15 protein-coding genes are annotated in these 15,355 nt (G+C 64.9%); 10 read left to right on the top strand and 5 right to left on the bottom strand.

Going from position 1 to position 15,355, the window contains the following annotated elements; all coding sequences use genetic code 11:
* Positions 1-14 precede the first annotated feature (14 nt).
* The 3 genes from GcLGCM259_RS04190 to GcLGCM259_RS04200 are packed head-to-tail and all read right to left on the bottom strand — an operon-like array spanning position 15 to position 2,328.
* Positions 15-689 (bottom strand): response regulator, encoded by a 675-nt coding sequence (locus GcLGCM259_RS04190; protein WP_138925867.1) that lies wholly within the window; start codon positions 687-689, stop codon positions 15-17.
* A 2-nt stretch (positions 690-691) separates the two neighbouring features.
* Complete coding sequence (locus GcLGCM259_RS04195; RefSeq protein ID WP_138925868.1) at positions 692-1,933, bottom strand: sensor histidine kinase; 1,242 nt, start codon at positions 1,931-1,933, stop codon at positions 692-694.
* Positions 1,927-2,328: a hypothetical protein gene (locus GcLGCM259_RS04200; RefSeq protein WP_138925869.1), complete on the bottom strand. Its 402-nt coding sequence runs from the start codon at positions 2,326-2,328 to the stop codon at positions 1,927-1,929. Before GcLGCM259_RS04200 ends, GcLGCM259_RS04195 begins: the two co-directional genes overlap by 7 nt.
* A 414-nt stretch (positions 2,329-2,742) precedes the next feature.
* Here GcLGCM259_RS04200 and GcLGCM259_RS04205 point away from each other — a divergent pair, with 414 nt between their 5' ends.
* The 5 genes from GcLGCM259_RS04205 to GcLGCM259_RS04225 all read left to right on the top strand — a co-directional run bounded on the left by GcLGCM259_RS04205 (position 2,743) and on the right by GcLGCM259_RS04225 (position 7,511).
* The gene (locus GcLGCM259_RS04205) at positions 2,743-3,882 is read left to right on the top strand and encodes a YihY/virulence factor BrkB family protein (protein WP_138925870.1); all 1,140 of its coding nucleotides are present in this window, start codon (positions 2,743-2,745) and stop codon (positions 3,880-3,882) included.
* A 348-nt stretch (positions 3,883-4,230) separates the two neighbouring features.
* Positions 4,231-5,364, top strand: coding sequence for a YihY/virulence factor BrkB family protein (locus GcLGCM259_RS04210; RefSeq protein ID WP_138925871.1), 1,134 nt, complete (start codon positions 4,231-4,233; stop codon positions 5,362-5,364).
* A 159-nt stretch (positions 5,365-5,523) separates the two neighbouring features.
* Positions 5,524-6,459: an ATP synthase F0 subunit B gene (locus tag GcLGCM259_RS04215; RefSeq protein ID WP_138925872.1), complete on the top strand. Its 936-nt coding sequence runs from the start codon at positions 5,524-5,526 to the stop codon at positions 6,457-6,459.
* A gap of 9 nt (positions 6,460-6,468) precedes the next feature.
* The gene (locus tag GcLGCM259_RS04220) at positions 6,469-6,930 is read left to right on the top strand and encodes a phage holin family protein (RefSeq protein WP_138173321.1); all 462 of its coding nucleotides are present in this window, start codon (positions 6,469-6,471) and stop codon (positions 6,928-6,930) included.
* A complete protein-coding gene (locus tag GcLGCM259_RS04225) occupies positions 6,927-7,511 on the top strand; it encodes a DUF3618 domain-containing protein (protein WP_138173319.1) in 585 nt (194 codons plus the stop codon). The genes GcLGCM259_RS04220 and GcLGCM259_RS04225 overlap by 4 nt, the downstream gene beginning before the upstream one ends.
* 324 nt (positions 7,512-7,835) lie before the next feature.
* Here the strand turns inward: GcLGCM259_RS04225 and GcLGCM259_RS04230 are convergent, their stop codons facing one another.
* Positions 7,836-8,162: a hypothetical protein gene (locus tag GcLGCM259_RS04230; protein WP_175419320.1), complete on the bottom strand. Its 327-nt coding sequence runs from the start codon at positions 8,160-8,162 to the stop codon at positions 7,836-7,838.
* Positions 8,163-8,189: 27 nt separating this feature from the next.
* Here GcLGCM259_RS04230 and GcLGCM259_RS15230 point away from each other — a divergent pair, with 27 nt between their 5' ends.
* Positions 8,190-8,357 carry a hypothetical protein gene (locus GcLGCM259_RS15230; protein WP_175419321.1) on the top strand — a complete coding sequence of 56 codons (168 nt, stop codon included), beginning with the start codon at positions 8,190-8,192 and terminating at the stop codon, positions 8,355-8,357.
* Positions 8,358-8,930: 573 nt separating this feature from the next.
* Here the strand turns inward: GcLGCM259_RS15230 and GcLGCM259_RS04235 are convergent.
* Complete coding sequence (locus tag GcLGCM259_RS04235; protein ID WP_138925873.1) at positions 8,931-9,998, bottom strand: hypothetical protein; 1,068 nt, start codon at positions 9,996-9,998, stop codon at positions 8,931-8,933.
* 164 nt (positions 9,999-10,162) lie between these two features.
* On the opposite strand from GcLGCM259_RS04235, the gene rimP reads away from it, so the two are divergent.
* The 4 genes from rimP to infB all read left to right on the top strand — a co-directional run bounded on the left by rimP (position 10,163) and on the right by infB (position 15,158).
* Positions 10,163-10,729, top strand: a complete 567-nt coding sequence (gene rimP / locus GcLGCM259_RS04240; RefSeq protein ID WP_138173312.1) for a ribosome maturation factor RimP — start codon at positions 10,163-10,165, stop codon at positions 10,727-10,729.
* A 2-nt stretch (positions 10,730-10,731) separates the two neighbouring features.
* Entirely contained in the window at positions 10,732-11,715 is a 984-nt protein-coding gene (nusA, locus tag GcLGCM259_RS04245) for a transcription termination factor NusA (RefSeq protein ID WP_138173310.1), read from the top strand.
* Between the two features lie 122 nt (positions 11,716-11,837).
* Positions 11,838-12,158 carry a YlxR family protein gene (locus tag GcLGCM259_RS04250; protein ID WP_138173308.1) on the top strand — a complete coding sequence of 107 codons (321 nt, stop codon included), beginning with the start codon at positions 11,838-11,840 and terminating at the stop codon, positions 12,156-12,158.
* A 165-nt stretch (positions 12,159-12,323) separates the two neighbouring features.
* Positions 12,324-15,158, top strand: a complete 2,835-nt coding sequence (gene infB, locus GcLGCM259_RS04255) for a translation initiation factor IF-2 (RefSeq protein WP_138925874.1) — start codon at positions 12,324-12,326, stop codon at positions 15,156-15,158.
* The last annotated feature ends 197 nt before the right edge of the window (positions 15,159-15,355 follow it).

A 15,355-nucleotide genomic window follows, 5' to 3' on the forward strand; every position in this document is an offset into this window, starting at 1 on the left:
TCAACGGGCCACTGCTAGGCAGGCACCGGGTCGTCGGGGTGCACGAACCCCGAACGGTAGGCCAGTGCCACCACCGCGGCCCGGTCCCGGGCCCCGGTCTTGAACAGGATCCGGGCCACATGGGTTTTTACGGTGGCCTCGCTGAGCACCAGGGTGTCGCGGATTTCCTGGTTGGACAGCCCGGCCGCGACCAGGCGCAGTACTTCCTGTTCCCGTGGGGTGAGCACCTCGGTGATGTCGGTGGGCTCCGCCGAGGAGGCGCGCAGCCGCTGCACCAGCCGTGTGGCCGCGGTGGCATCCAGCCAGGTGTCCCCGGCGGCCACCCGGCGGATCGCATCGGCGATCTCGGTGGGGGAGGCGTGCTTGAGCAGGTAGCCGCTGGCCCCGGCCTGCAGCGCCTGGACCACCACGTCCTCATCGTCAAAGGTGGTCATGATCAGCACCCGAATTAGCCGGTCCGGGTTCCCCTTCGATTCGCGCACCAGTTCCCGGGTGGCGGCCACCCCGTCCATGCCCGGCATCCGCACGTCCATGAGCACTACATCCGGGCACGAGCTGCGCGCCAGCTGCAGGGCCTGCTGTCCGGAACCAGCCTCCCCGATGACCCGAATGTCATCCTCGGCCATCAACAGCATGCTGATTCCGGCGCGCACCAGCGGCTGGTCATCGACAATCAACACATCGATCATGCTCACTCCTCCTCGCTTCCCGGCACTCCGTCCGGCTGCAGCCCCGGCGCCCGTCCCTGCCCGTTAAGCCCCGTCTGCTGCGGCGCTCCGGAGCCGGACAGCTCGCCCTGCCCGGTGACCGGCAGGGTGGCCTTGAGCAGGTAGCCGTTGCTGGTCGCTCCGTGGTCCAGGGTGCCGCCCGAGACGCTGATGCGTTCGCGCAGTCCCAGCAGCCCGTACCCGCCGGAGACCCCGGGCTTCTTAATCAGTCCTGAGATCGAACGCACCGTGAGCACCAGCTCGCTGCTGCTCCAGTCGATGCCCAACTCCACCTTCGCCCCGGTGCCGGCGTGTTTCATCGCGTTGGACAGGCCCTCCTGCACCACCCGGTAGGCGGCGTGGCTGATGCTGGGGTCCAGTGGCCGTTCCCGGCCGGTGACGTGTTCCTCCACCTCCAGTCCGGAGGCGCGGGCCGAGGCGACCAGTTCGGCCACATCCGCGATGCTGTGCGGCCGGTCGGAGGAGCCGTTGTGCTCGGCGCTGCGCAGCATGCCCAGCAACCGGTGCAGTTCGCGCATGCTTTGCTCGGCGGTGGATTGCACGTCCTCCAGCACCTTGTCCACGTCCACCCCGTCCTTCCCGCTCTTGAGCACGGTGCGCACCCCGGCGACCTGCAGCACAATGGCGGTCATCGAGTGGGCGACCGAGTCATGCAGGTCCCGGCTGATGCGCAGCCGCTCGGTGGCGGTGGCCTCATCCAGCGCCTCTTCGGCCCAGCGGCGCTCGGTGACCAGCTGGTGGTCATTGTTCAGCAGGGCCCGCCCGGCACTCCAGGCGGCCAGGCTCAGCAGCGTCCATAGTCCCACCACGATGAACGTGGTCACCAGGGACACCGGGCCGTCATAGGTCAAGGCGTTAAAGGAAATGACGCCAATCGGGTAGACCGAGCCAGCCAGCGCATACACCGACCTGCGCCCAGGCACGTTGCGGGCCACCAGGAACAGCGCCATCAGGTAGCCGCCCATGTATTCGAAGGTCTCCACGCCCAGGGCCACGCTGGCCATCAGCATCATCGCGATGTAGCCGTACCAGGGGGAGCGGCCCAGCAGGAGCCAGGCGTAGGCGATCACGCAGAGGCTGAACAGCAGCCAATACGGCACCTGGAAGCTGCCGATCATTGGCGGCACCGTGCTCCAGATCGCCAGGTCGATGCCGAAGACCAGGAGCGTGGCGACGGTGCGCATCAGGCGGGGTCGTTTCAGCATCGCGGCAACCAGGGGAAGTAGTGGCACCAACCCGGCTGGCGCACCGGGTCACCCGGCGGGCGGGGCGGTTCCAGCCCGGGCGGGAAGGCATCCCCGCTCAGCTCCAGGGTGCCGGCGGGCAGCAGCAGGGCGCTGAGCGGCTCCCAGTTCCCCTTTCCGGTGGTGCTTTCATGGACCTTGAGCACCCCATGGTCCCGGCCGTTGACCGTGACGGTGGCCGATTCATCCAGCCCGGATGCGCGTACCAGCACGGCGTCATCCCGGATGGCCCAGCCGGTCAGCAGCAGCCGGCCCCAGTGCACCGGGATCGTTGCCGCGCGCGGCCATCCGGGCGTGCCGTGGGCAGCGCTGCTTGGCGGCCGGTCACCTGGTTCCGGACCGGACGGATGGGACATGGTGTTCTCCTCATGAAGGGTGCAAGTGATGCTGATCGGTGCGAGTGACAGTATCGTGACACATTTAGTGGCCCACGGGCATCATCCGTGAACGGTACATGCGTTGATCATCCCAGTTCAGCCCCGGGTGCCTGGTCGCCCCGGCACGGGTTGTGGAGCGGCTTCGGCCGGTGCGGGCAGCCGGGTGCGGCAAGGACGCCGGCCACCCCGATGTTACGGGACCGCTCAGGCCACCGCTGCTGCCGCCCGTGCAGGGCGGAAGCGGCGGGCCGGTGAGCGCGCCCGAAGTCTTGAACGTGGCGATTCGTCCGCCGTTGCGTTGAATGAACCTATTTCGCCTGATTGAATAACGGTACGTGGACAGCTGTCCCCAACGAGGAAAGTGTCCTCATCAAGACTGTGCAGGGGTGGAACATGGCCAAAGACCAGGAAGTGAACCATGAAGCCGGAAGCGTGGGTGACACGGTACAGAAGGCGGCTGAGGCGCCGCCGGCGGATCACGCCTCAAAGCCCAAGCTTCCCACGGAGCTGAAGCTGCGTTCCTGGCGCTACATCTTCAAACGCTCGATCAACGAATTCACGGGCAAGAAGTGCACGGACCTGGCCGCAGCCCTGACCTACTTCACGATGCTATCGATCTTCCCGGCGCTGCTGGCGATGGTTTCGTTGCTCGGTGTGGTGGGCCAGGCGGAGAAGACCACGCAGAATCTGCTGCAGCTGCTGGGTGAGGTGGCCAGCGACCAGGTGGTGCAAACCCTGAAGCAGCCGATCGAGCAGTTGACGAACGCGCCGTCCGCGGGATTCGCGTTGGTTGCCGGTCTGCTCGGTGCGCTGTGGAGCGCCTCGGGCTATGTGGGTGCCTTCGGTCGAGCGGTGAACAAGATTTATGACGTGCAAGAAGGCCGCCCGTTCTACAAGCTCAAGCCGATCCTGCTGCTGATTACCCTTGTGCTGCTGGTGGCAGCCTCGCTCATGGCAATCCTGCTGGTCGTCTCCGGACCCATCGCCCAGGGTATTGGCCAGGCACTGGGACTGGGGGAAAGCGGCATCCAGGTCTGGAACATCGCCAAGTGGCCGGTCATCGTGATCTTCGCGGTGATGCTTGTGGCCATCCTGTACTACGGGACCCCCAACGTGAAGCAGCCCAAGTTCCGCTGGATCAGCGTCGGCTCGGGCATCGCGCTGTTGGTGCTGGCCCTGGCCACCGTCGGCTTCTTCTTCTACGTATCGAACTTCGGCAACTACAACAAGACCTACGGCGCCATCGGTGGCGTGATCGTGCTGCTGCTGTGGATCTGGATCGCCAACAACGCCCTGCTCTTCGGTGCGGTCTTTGACGCGGAGATGGAACGCGGGCGCGAGCTGCAGGCCGGAATTGAGGCCGAGGAATCCATCCAGCTGCCGCCACGAGACACCTCGGCGGCGCAGAAGAAGGAGGAGAAGGAAGAAAAGGTGATCCGCCAGGGGGAGGAGCTGCGCTACTCCAGCGAGCTGGCAGCTGAGGAACAGCGTGAAGCCGCCGCACGGGAAGCAGAAAAGCCCCGCGACACCTAGACCCACTTCTCTGGCACCATGGGTGTCTACGACCCACAAGGACCGCGAGCTCCGGAGAGCTGTTGAGGAACACTGTCCGGTCTCGCGGTCTCTTTTATGGTCCCACGGGCTGCGCAGCCTTTTGGCGATACGCGTTCAGTTTGTCCCACGGGGAAGCCGGACCATCAGGCAATAAATGGCCTGACTATACCCGCCTCGGCTGGGGTTGCAAGCAAGGTTGGTGCACTGATGGGAGAAATCTGAGGGTTCCATCAACGTCGTTGCCCCACCCCGGTCCCGCTGTTTGAATATCGGCAAGTGGACCAGGGGTCCTACGCCGAACGCTTGCGGAGGTGGAACGTGGGCAGCATGCAGGAAAGCCATCGGGCAGGGAGAAGTGCGCAGACGGCCCATAAGGCCGAGCACGCCCCGGCCCCTGACGACAACAGGAAACCGGACCTGCCGACCGATCTGAAGTCGCGGTCCTGGAAGTATGTGTTCAAGCGCTCGATCGGCGAGTTCACACGCAAGAAGTGCACCGACCAGGCAGCGGCCCTGACCTACTTCACCATGCTGTCGCTGTTCCCGGCACTGTTGGCCATGGTTTCGCTGCTGGGCCTGGTAGGCCAGGCGGAGAAGACCACGCAGAACATGCTGCAGCTGCTGGGTGAGGTGGCCAGTGACCAGGTGGTGCAAACCCTGGAACAGCCGATTCAGCAGCTGACCAACGCGCCGTCGGCGGGATTCGCGTTCGCCGCCGGTTTGCTCGGTGCGCTGTGGAGTGCCTCCGGCTACGTGGGGGCGTTCGGTCGGGCCATCAACCACATCTATGACGTGCAAGAAGGCCGCCCGTTCTACAAGCTCAAGCCGATCCTGCTGCTGATTACCCTGGTGCTTTTGGTCGCCGCAGCAGTGATGGCGGTGCTGCTGGTGGTCTCCGGGCCACTGGTGCAGGGCATTGGACAGGCCCTGGGGCTGGGTGAAACCGGCATCATGGTCTGGAACATCGCCAAGTGGCCGGTCATCGTGATCTTCGCCGTGATCCTGGTGGCGATCCTGTACTACGGCACCCCCAACGTGAAGCAGCCCAAGTTCCACTGGATCAGCATGGGCTCGGCCATCGCGCTGATCGTGCTGGCCATCGCCACCGTCGGCTTCTTCTTCTACGTATCGAACTTCAGCAACTACAACAAGACCTACGGCGCCATCGGTGGCGTGATCGTGCTCTTGCTGTGGATCTGGATCGCCAACAACGCCCTGCTTTTCGGCGCAGTCTTTGACGCTGAGATGGAACGTGGACGGGAACTGCAGGCCGGAATTGAGGCCGAGGAATCCATCCAGCTGCCGCCGCGGGAAACCAAGGCCAGCGACAAGCTGGCGGCGAAGGCTGAAAAGGACATCCGCCAGGGTGAACAGCTGCGCAAGGACAGCGAACTGGCGGCGCAAGACCACACCGGGGATGACTCCCCGGCAGGTGAAACCAAGCGGAGGAGGGAGGACTGACTTCTGCGGGCACCTGAACCCGCTGCATCGATTCGCGCGGCCCCTGCCAGCCAAGCAGGGAGCTGACCGACACCAAGAAGGCGCTCGCCGGAGCCACCGGCAACGAAATACGTGCCCGAGAACAGAACTATCGAGCAATGGAGTAACAGGAGGGCAACAATGAGCAGCAACGATTACACCACTCCGGAACCCAACCGCAACATTCCACCGACGCAGGTGCCAGATCCGCTGGCCGGCGTGAACGACCCGATCGTTCCGCCGGGTGAAGGGGCCCCGCTCAGCGAGCCGGTTCCACCCGCCGAGCCGGTGGACACCGAACTGACCGGCTTGGGCACCGGAACCGGTGTGGGAACCGGCACCGACGACACCGACCAGTCCAAGGCGCAGGAGGCTGCCTCCGAGGCCAAGGACCTGGCGCAAGAGGGCAAGCAGTCCGCCGCCCATGTCATGGACAGTGCCAAGCAGGAGGCCTCGATGGTCGCCGAGCAGGCCCGCGACAAGGCCAGCAACCTGCTTGATGAGCTGGGTTCGGATGTTCGTGAGCAGGCCTCGGCGCAGCAGCAGAAGATCTCCGCGAACCTGCGAGACATCAGCGAGGAATTCCGCAACATGCTGGACAACTCGCAGGCCTCGGGCACCGCGTCCAGCCTCGTGGATCAGGCCGCCCACCACAGCGGCAAGGTCGCCGACTGGCTGGAGCAGCGTGAGCCGGGGGACCTGGTCGAGGAAATCAAGGGCTTTGCCCGCCGCCGCCCAGGCGCCTTCCTGGGGCTGGCACTGGGTGCCGGCCTACTGGCAGGCCGCCTGACCCGCAACGCCAGCGGTCCGGATAAGGACTCGGACCGGGACACGCGGCGCGACGCGCTGCCGCGGCACGCCACCCAGGGCTCCCAGGACCAGTACCGGGATGTGTCCACCGATGACGTGCCGCCGGGCATGACCCGCGGCCAGGTGCCGCCCGAGGTGACCTCGCAGCCCACCACCCAGCCGCGGACCGTGGGAATGCCGGAAACCGGAACCCCGGGAGTCCTTCCGGGGGAGCCGGAACCGGGAAGCACCTACCCGCCGACCCCACGGCGGACGGACTTCGAGTAGGAGGCTGCGATGAGCGAGCACACAAATGACTACGGAACGCCGGGGCCCGGCGCGGTCCCAGCCGGTGGCGGGTCACACGCGGCCGAGGAGGAGCAGACCACCCTGGGCGGACTGTTTAGCGACCTGACGCAGAACGTGTCGGTGCTGGTTCGCCAGGAAGTGGAACTGGCCAAGACCGAGCTGAAGGAGTCAGCAGCCTCGGCAGGCAAGGGCGCCGGCATGTACGCCGGTGCGGGCATCGCGGCACACTTCGTGCTGATGTTCCTGTCCCTGGCCGCAGTGTTCGGCCTGGCCACCCTCATCGGCTACGGCTGGTCGGCCCTGATTGTGGCCGGTGTCTGGGCCATCATCGCCGCCATTCTGGCCATGGTTGCCAAGAAGAAAATGGAGCAGGTCAAGGGGCTGCCCAAGACCTCCTCAACCGTGAAGAAGATTCCGTCGGCTTTCAAACCTCAGGAGGAAACGCGATGAGCAGGGATTCCGAAGAACTCAGGCAGGACATTGCCCAGACCCGACAGGAGCTGAGCGATGACGTGGACGCGATCGTGGACCGGGTTAGCCCGTCGCAGATCGCCCACCGGCAGAGCGAGAAGATCAAGGGAACGTTCCACCGAGCGAAGGATGCAGTGATGGGAAGCGGTGAATCAGCCAGCGACCAGGCCCACGATGCCATGGAAAGCGCCAAGGAGGGAATGAACCGGGCCCCACAGCGGGTCGTGGAGCAGACCCGCGGCAACCCGCTGGCCGCCGGGCTGATTGCGTTCGGCGCAGGCCTATTGGCCTCCTCGCTTCTGCCCGCCACCGACCGAGAAGGGGAAATGGCGCAGAAGCTCAAGGAGAAGGCCGAACCGCTGACTCATGAGCTGACCGAGAGCGCGAAGCAGGTGGCCGAGGACATGAAGGAACCGGTCAAGAATGCTGCTGAGGAGTTGAAGGACTCCGCGCAATCCTCAGTGGAAAGCGTCAAGGAAGAAGCCAGCGGTGAAGTCGATGACCTGCAATCGCAGGCCAAGGACAAGGCCCAAGGCCTTTCCGATAACGACAACCGCTAACGGTTGACGCTCACGCCTCACGGCTGGAAGGGCACGACAGGCACGGTGGCCGAAACCTGGTACGGAATCGGCCACCGTTGCCTTGCCCGGCAGCTACTGCTTCAGGCAGAGCGCAGAAGCGTTATGGTTCCGCGACGGATGTTCGTCCAGAAACCCGGACGGTGAAAACTGAATAGTGTCGAGGGTGCTGGGAGGATTCCCGGGCATGAGGGGAACACGCCGCACACAACAGTGGCTGCGCCGTTCTTGCGAACAGCACAGCCACTGGTATTACCGATGCCGCGGCGCGGGTTGATGCTGATTCCGCGGCATTACCGATTGTCGTTACTGCATCGGGGTTCCCAACCGACCGAATGAGCGGAAGCTCTTGTCCGGTGCGTGCATGGGCGGCAGCGCATGTGCCACTGCACTGCAGGAGAGCTGATTAATCCGGAACATCAGGAAGGAATCAGTCTCCAGTGCCTCGGAGTACAAATCGCTGATGGTGTCGGTTGAACCCCGCGGGTCCACGACTTCCAGCGCGTCGCCGCCCAGGGCGACGTAGGTGAAGCACAAACGGGACTCGTTATCCATGGTCGCAACCAAGACTGGTGGCTGGTGCACGGAGACCAGCGCCATGACTTCGGCGAGTTTCTCGTGCGGCTGAGCCATCACGATGGGCATTCCTTGTGCCCATCCATGCTGTTCGAGGAGTTCTCGTCCCTGACGGGAACCAATGACGTCAGCGACGAGCTCGGCGATCTTGGAGCGAACGAAGCGGCCTGGCATTTTTCTACCTCCATTTTCAAGCAACTTAGCGAGCGAGTGTTCCCCATAGTTCTGCATGGTGGTGTTTTCAATACCTGAATTAACCGGTATTGAAATTGTGTTCTGTCTGGAACTGCAATTCCACACTAACCCGCTTCTGAAGAAACCTCGAGCACCTTATGGGTGTGTGAAACAATCCGCCATACTTGCTTCTTGCGTCAAAAATTTGCTACTTGACTAGCTATTTTATGGAATGAACGGCTCTGGGGGAGTCCGTTCAAGCTGAGCTTGGAGTGTGATCTCTGAGATGTTTCTCAGGATCAATAGAGTCATCCTGAAATCTACCTGAAAGTATTTATGCCGACTCCACAGTCCGTGGGTTATCTGCTAGGGATAATGGTATCTGGCGCGCAAGTTTATTTGATTTTACTGCCGCATAAATGGGGCATAAATACGAAGTTAATGTATTTGAATGCATGTAATGGCGCGTTCCCGGTGCGAAGTGTAACTGCTCAGTGCGCGCGAGCGGGTTAACGCGGCATCCTCGTGGCGTTGCCCGCCGGTGGGGTGCGGCCGAGGATCCAGGGCAGCCGACATGCCTTGCGCACGAGCCGAAGCAAAGGGGCAAGAGCAAGACACGACCCGTTCCCGCCCGCGGGATGGATCGAAGGGCTATCGCTTGGCAGGTGCCAGGAGCTGAGCTGGCTTCCCAGCGTCCTGCTGCTCGGTGGTGACGTTCCAGACGAGGTCACCCAGAACCTGGCGTGTCTGGTCCTCTGCAGCGCCCACGGCTAGCAGCAGCTCGGTGGTGAATTCCTGTTGCAGCGAGCTGGCCAGGGAGGGCAATTTCTCCAGGCCGCCGTCCGGCAAATCGTAGGCCGTGAGGCGAAGGTCGGGACAGTCTGCGGGAACGGTTGCTCGCAGGTCCTGTAGGTGCTCGGCCAGTTGCTGGCGGTGCTGCTCGATGGTCGCGGCCTGCTTGGCACCACTACGGGCGGCCTGCACCTGCAGTACATAGTCCAGTGCGTAACCGCGATCCAATGCCCGGGCCGCATGCAGGGCGACCAGGTCGGTGTCCTCCGGGAGTGCGGTCTGCTGATCCAACAATTGCCGGTCGGTAAGGCATGCCACTGCGCCGGTCTCGGGCTGCGCCGGAGCGTCACCCGCACCCTCTGTGCTGCCCAGCGGTGCCGGGACTTGCCGTGCGTCATCTTCTTGCACGGCATGCAGCACGCTGCGCGCATCCAGGCTCACCTCGAAGGCAATGCGGGCCAGCAGCGCGCCGCCAGCCTCATCCTCGGCCTCATTCACCGGCACGCTCTGACCTGCCTGCAGCACTTCATTGGCCAGCCTCGTAGCCGCCTCGGCGGAATAACTGGTCGCCAGCTCGGTCGGCTGCTCGTCCTCGTAGTGCAGTTCGCCAAGCAGTGCACTGGCCTGAGACAGTGAGTCATGCAGGGCCTGCAGCGTTGGCGCCGTTTCCTGCTTTGCCTCCTTGGCCAGGGCGGCCAGGGTTTCGCTCCGCTGGCCCAGCTGCTTCAGCTGTGCGCCGTACTCCCATTCGCGCAGCTGTTCATTGCTCGATCCGCGAATTTCCTCGGGCAGCCCCCGGTCTTCCAGTGCCCCGCGGAACACGGTGACGCCCAGGGCCCACATTAGGGCCAGGACCAAAACCACGGCCAGCAGGGGTGCCAGCCAGCTGGGGGCTTTGCGGGAAGATGAGGAAGCAGCGTCTTTCATATCCCCTTGATCATCCCATGATCTCCTCCGGAGCCGGTTCCGGGGTGCCGGTCCGGCGGGATTCCGCGTGAGTTCCTTCACCTGCAGGGCTAAACTCGTATCCAGCCGTGCCCCCTTCGCGCTACGCTTGGATGTACAACATCGAATAACGTGGGAGGATATCCATGACCGGCAAGCCGGCCGATACCGAACAGGAAGCAAAGCGGTTGATGACCGTGCTGCAAAAGGAAGTTGAATCCCACGGGCTGGTTCTCGAAGACATCACCCTTCGGCCAGCGGGCAAGCAGCAGCTGATGCAGATTACCGTAGACCTTCCCGAGGGCACCGACTCGGTCAACCTCGATCAGCTGGGCGAAGTCACCGACACCATCTCCAAGGCACTGGACGCCGATTCCGTGTACGCCAATGCCGCTCCCTATGAGCTTGAGGTCAGCTCCCCGGGTCTGTCCCGTCCGTTGACCGTTCCCCGCCATTGGGCGCGCGCCGTGGGGCGAATGGTCAACATCACCCTGACTGACGGCAGCAAGCTGCACGGCCGGATCTGTGAGGTGGGCGAGGATGAGGTGCAGCTTGCCGTGCACCACGCCCCGGCCAAGAAGGGCATGAAGGAGAAGGTGGATGACCCGCGTCCCTTCGCCCTGGCTGAGATTCGCAAAGCCGTCGTTGATGTGGAATTCAACCGCACCGACGAGCACCTGGACATCATCGACGTAGAAGACCCGGAGGCCTGAGCATGGACATCGATATGGATGCACTGCGCACCTTGGAAAAGACCCGAGACATCCCCATGGATGTCTTGATCACCACCATCGAGTCGGCCCTGCTGCTGGCCTACAACAAGACCGAGGGCGCCATGCCCAACGCCCGCGCCGTCATCGAGCGCGGCAACGGGCACGTGGCGATCATGGTTGAGGACTATGACGAGCACGGTGTGCTGCTGGGCGAGTTCGACGACACCCCACTGGGCTTCGGCCGCATCGCCGCCTCCACCGCCCGCCAGGTGATCATGCAGCGTCTGCGAGAGGCGGAGGATGACCAGGTGGTCGGCGAATACCGCTCGCGCGTGGGCGGACTGATCTCCGGCACCATCCAGCAGGGCACCAGCGCCCACATGGTGCAGGTCAACGTCGGAGACGTCGAAGCGGTGCTGCCCCCGCCGGAGCAGGTTCCCGGTGAACGCTACAAGCACGGCGAGCGGCTGCGCGCCTTCGTGGTGTCCGTGGAGCGCGGCACCAAGGGACCGGCCATCACCCTGTCCCGCTCGCACCCGTCCCTGGTGCGCCAGCTCTTTGAAATGGAAGTCCCGGAAATCGCCGACGGCGTCGTGGTCATCGAGGCGCTGGCCCGCGAAGCCGGGCACCGCACCAAGATTGCGGTGCGCGCCACCGAGGCCGGCGTGAACGCCAAGGGCGCCTGCATCGGTGAAATGGGCACCCGCGTGCGTGCGGTGATGAACGAGCTGAACGACGAGAAGATCGACATCGTGGACTACAACGAGGACCCGGCCAAGTTCATTGCCGCGGCCCTGTCGCCCTCGAAGGTCAACTCCGTGGAAATCCTAGACGAGGCCGAACGCCGCGCCCGCGTCATCGTGCCGGACGGGCAGCTGTCCCTGGCGATCGGCAAGGAAGGGCAGAACGCCCGCCTGGCCGCCAAGCTCACCGGCTGGCGCATTGACATCCTGGCCGCTTCCGGCGGGAAGGAACCGCGCTACTAGCTGCGACGGGAAGCCCCGGTCGGGTACGTGATAGTTACCTCACACGCGCACCGGGGCATAAACGCGCTAGACTATTAGTTGGCTCATTTAAAGAATAAGTGGAAGTGGGAAGTCCCAAGGGCATGAAGCTGCATCAGCAACGCACCTGTCTGGGATGCCGCACCACCACGAACATGGATGAGCTCATCCGTTGGGTACTGCACCCTGGCACCCCGCAACCGCGGGCGCGGCTGGCCGTGCTGAGCCCGGCGCCCGGACGTGGCGCCTGGACGCACCCGACACCAAAGTGTGTGCAGCAAGCCGTACACCGCAAGGGATTTGCCCGTGCCTTTCGCGCGCAGGTGGATGCCGGGTCGGTGCTGGAGGATTTTGCTGCATACGAAGCTCGACTGGCACCCCGCCAGCGAACTGGCAGAGATAAGGAAAGCGGGTCAGAAATCTGATGGCTACCCGATGAGTCCGCAACGATGAGCGCCAAACGATGACAAATCAGTTTCGCGTATTCCACCGTGCGGCGGAAGACCAAGACGAACTAATCCACTGATCTGCCGAAACCCATTTCCCCTGTGGTGTGGAGTGACGGCCGATCACACTGATACAGGAGAGATGTGGCTAAACTCCGCGTTCACGAGCTCGCCAAAGAGCTCGGAATCACCTCTAAAGACGCATTGAATAAATTACAGGAAATGGGCGAATTCGTTCGCTCCGCTTCCTCCACCGTCGAGCCCCCGGTCGTGCGCAAGCTGCGCGCCGCCTTTGGTGGTTCGGCCCCCGCTGCCAACAAGCCCGCCGCTGCCCGTCCGGCAGCCCCGAAGGCCCCGGCAGCACCGAAGTCCAACGCACCCAAGCCTGGCGGCAGCGCCCCCAAGCCCGGTGCCGCACCGAAGCCGGCCCAGAAGCCGGCCCCGGAGGCCAGCAGCGAACCGGCCAAGCCGGCTGCTGCTGCCCCGACCCCCGGTGGCCCGAAGCCAGGACCCAAGCCGGCCCCGAAGCCGGCCGGTCCGCGCCCGGGCAACAACCCGTTCGCTTCCCAGCAGGGCATGCGCTCGACCGACGCCCCGGCACCGCGCCCCGGTGGCGGTCGTGGCCCGCGTCCGGGTGGTCCGCGCCCGGGCAACAACCCGTTTGCCTCCCAGCAGGGCATGCGCGGTGAGGGCGGCCCGCGTCCCGGTGGCGGCCGTGGTCCGCGCCCGGGTGGCGCCCCGCGTCCCGGTCAGGGCGGCCAGGGTGGTCCGCGTCCGCAGCGTCCGGCAGGTCAGGGCGGTCCCCGTCCGGCGGCCGGCCAGGGCGGACCGCGCCCGGCAGCTGGCCAGGGCGGCCCGCGTCCCTCGGCCCCGCGCACCCCAACCGGTGCCAAGGCCACCCCGGGCATCATGCCCAACCGCACTGAGCGTCCGGCTCCGGCCGGCGGCGGCCGCCCCGGTGGCGGCGGTCCGGGCCGTGGTCGTCCCGGTGGCGGCAGCGGTGGCGGCGGTTTCCGTCCCGGTGCCCCGCGTGGCCGCGGCGGCGTAGGCGGCGCGTTCGGCCGCGGTGGCGGCGGACGCGGCAAGCAGCGCAAGTCCAAGCGCGCCAAGCGCCAGGAATTGGAGCAGATGAGCGCACCGTCGCTGGGCGGCGTGAATGTGCCGCGCGGCAACGGTTCGACCGAGATCCGGCTGCGCCGCGGTGCGACCATCACCGATTTCGCCGACAAGATCGGCGCGAACCCGGCAGCCCTGGTCACCGTGCTGTTCCACCTGGGCGAAATGGCCACCGCGACCCAGTCGCTGGATGAGGCCACCTTCGAGGTGCTCGGCGAGGAGCTGGGCTACAAGGTGCTGGTGGTCTCCCCGGAGGACGAGGACCGCGAACTGCTCGAAGGCTTCGGGCTGGACCTGGATGCCGAGCTGGAAGCCGAAACCGAGGACATGCTCGAAGAGCGTGCCCCGGTGGTGACCATCATGGGCCACGTCGACCACGGTAAGACCCGTCTGCTCGATGCCATCCGCAAGTCCAACGTGATCGAGGGCGAGCACGGCGGCATCACCCAGCACATCGGTGCGTACCAGATCGTGCACGAGCACGAGGGCCGCGAACGTCCGATGACCTTCATCGACACCCCGGGCCACGAGGCGTTCACCGCCATGCGTGCCCGCGGTGCCAAGGTCACCGACCTGGCCGTGCTGGTGGTGGCCGCGGACGACGGCGTCATGCCGCAGACCGTGGAGGCGCTGAACCACGCCCAGTCGGCCGGGGTGCCGATCATCGTGGCGGTCAACAAGGTTGACAAGCCCGAGGCGAACCCGGACAAGGTCATGGGCCAGCTCACCGAGTACGGCCTGGTGCCCGAGGAATACGGCGGCGAGACCATGTTCGTGAAGGTCTCGGCGCTGCAGAAGCTGGGCATCGACGACCTGCTGGACGCCCTGCTGCTCACCGCCGACGCCAGCCTGGAACTGCAGGCGAACCCGGACAAGTCCGCCCGCGGTGTGGCCATCGAAGCGAACCTGGACAAGGGTCGCGGCGCCGTGGCCACCGTCCTGGTGCAGTCCGGCACCCTGTGCGTGGGCGACACCATCGTGGCCGGCACCGCGCACGGACGTGTGCGTGCCATGTTCAACGAGAACGGGGAGAACCTGGACGTGGCCCTGCCGTCGCGTCCGGTCCAGGTGTTGGGCCTGTCCAGCGTCCCGCGCGCCGGCGACAGCTTCCTGGTCACCGAGGATGAGCGCACCGCCCGCCAGATCGCGGACAAGCGTGAGGCTGCCGAGCGCAACGCCCAGCTGGCCAAGCGTCGCAAGCGCATCACCCTGGAGGACTTCGACCAGGCCGTGGCCGAGGGCAAGATCGACACCCTGAACCTGATCCTCAAGGGCGACGTCTCCGGTGCCGTGGAGGCCCTGGAAGACTCGCTGATGAAGATCGACGTGGGCGACGAGGTGCAGCTGCGCGTCATCCACCGTGGCGTGGGTGCCATCACCCAGAACGACGTGAACCTGGCGACCGTGGACAACGCGATCATCATCGGCTTCAACGTCCGCCCGGCCGAGCGCGTCACCGAGATGGCCGACAAGGAAGGCGTGGACATGCGCTTCTACTCGGTCATCTACGCCGCGATCGACGACATCGAGTCCGCCCTGAAGGGCATGCTCAAGCCGATCTACGAAGAGGTCGCACTGGGCACCGCGGAAGTCCGCCAGGTGTTCCGCTCCTCGAAGTTCGGCAACATCGCCGGTTCGATCATCCGTTCGGGAACCATCAAGCGCAACAGCAAGGCGCGCCTGGTGCGTGATGGCAACGTCATCGCCGAGAACCTGTCGATCGATTCGCTGCGTCGCGAGAAGGACGATGTCACCGAGGTCCGCGAGGGCTTCGAGTGCGGTATCGGCCTGGGCTCGTTCAACGACATCAAGGAAGGCGACCTCATCGAGACCTTCGAGATGCGAGAGAAGCCGCGCGACTAAGACCGCGTCAGGCAATCTGCGTGGGCGCGCACCGGAGCAGCGTTCCGGTGTGCGCCCACGCGCCTTTCAGGCTGGGAATCCGCAGCCAACTCGGGCCGTGGCGCTTGGCAAAACCAGGCCGCCCGGTCCTAAGCTGGGGGAACCACCGCTTGGGAAACTGAAGCTTGAAGCCGCAGCAGGGCTGCCAGGGCAACCTG

The sequence above is a fragment of the Glutamicibacter creatinolyticus genome (assembly GCF_006094275.1).
Lineage (GTDB): Bacteria > Actinomycetota > Actinomycetes > Actinomycetales > Micrococcaceae > Glutamicibacter > Glutamicibacter creatinolyticus.

Coding starts and splice junctions, on each gene's coding strand:
- GcLGCM259_RS04190 (WP_138925867.1), bottom strand. CDS start 689: ATGATCGATGTGTTGATTGTCGATGACCAGCCGCTGGTGCGCGCCGGA.
- GcLGCM259_RS04195 (WP_138925868.1), bottom strand. CDS start 1,933: ATGCTGAAACGACCCCGCCTGATGCGCACCGTCGCCACGCTCCTGGTC.
- GcLGCM259_RS04200 (WP_138925869.1), bottom strand. CDS start 2,328: ATGTCCCATCCGTCCGGTCCGGAACCAGGTGACCGGCCGCCAAGCAGC.
- GcLGCM259_RS04205 (WP_138925870.1), top strand. CDS start 2,743: ATGGCCAAAGACCAGGAAGTGAACCATGAAGCCGGAAGCGTGGGTGAC.
- GcLGCM259_RS04210 (WP_138925871.1), top strand. CDS start 4,231: ATGCAGGAAAGCCATCGGGCAGGGAGAAGTGCGCAGACGGCCCATAAG.
- GcLGCM259_RS04215 (WP_138925872.1), top strand. CDS start 5,524: ATGAGCAGCAACGATTACACCACTCCGGAACCCAACCGCAACATTCCA.
- GcLGCM259_RS04220 (WP_138173321.1), top strand. CDS start 6,469: ATGAGCGAGCACACAAATGACTACGGAACGCCGGGGCCCGGCGCGGTC.
- GcLGCM259_RS04225 (WP_138173319.1), top strand. CDS start 6,927: ATGAGCAGGGATTCCGAAGAACTCAGGCAGGACATTGCCCAGACCCGA.
- GcLGCM259_RS04230 (WP_175419320.1), bottom strand. CDS start 8,162: ATGGCTCAGCCGCACGAGAAACTCGCCGAAGTCATGGCGCTGGTCTCC.
- GcLGCM259_RS15230 (WP_175419321.1), top strand. CDS start 8,190: ATGCTGTTCGAGGAGTTCTCGTCCCTGACGGGAACCAATGACGTCAGC.
- GcLGCM259_RS04235 (WP_138925873.1), bottom strand. CDS start 9,998: ATGAAAGACGCTGCTTCCTCATCTTCCCGCAAAGCCCCCAGCTGGCTG.
- rimP (WP_138173312.1), top strand. CDS start 10,163: ATGACCGGCAAGCCGGCCGATACCGAACAGGAAGCAAAGCGGTTGATG.
- nusA (WP_138173310.1), top strand. CDS start 10,732: ATGGACATCGATATGGATGCACTGCGCACCTTGGAAAAGACCCGAGAC.
- GcLGCM259_RS04250 (WP_138173308.1), top strand. CDS start 11,838: ATGAAGCTGCATCAGCAACGCACCTGTCTGGGATGCCGCACCACCACG.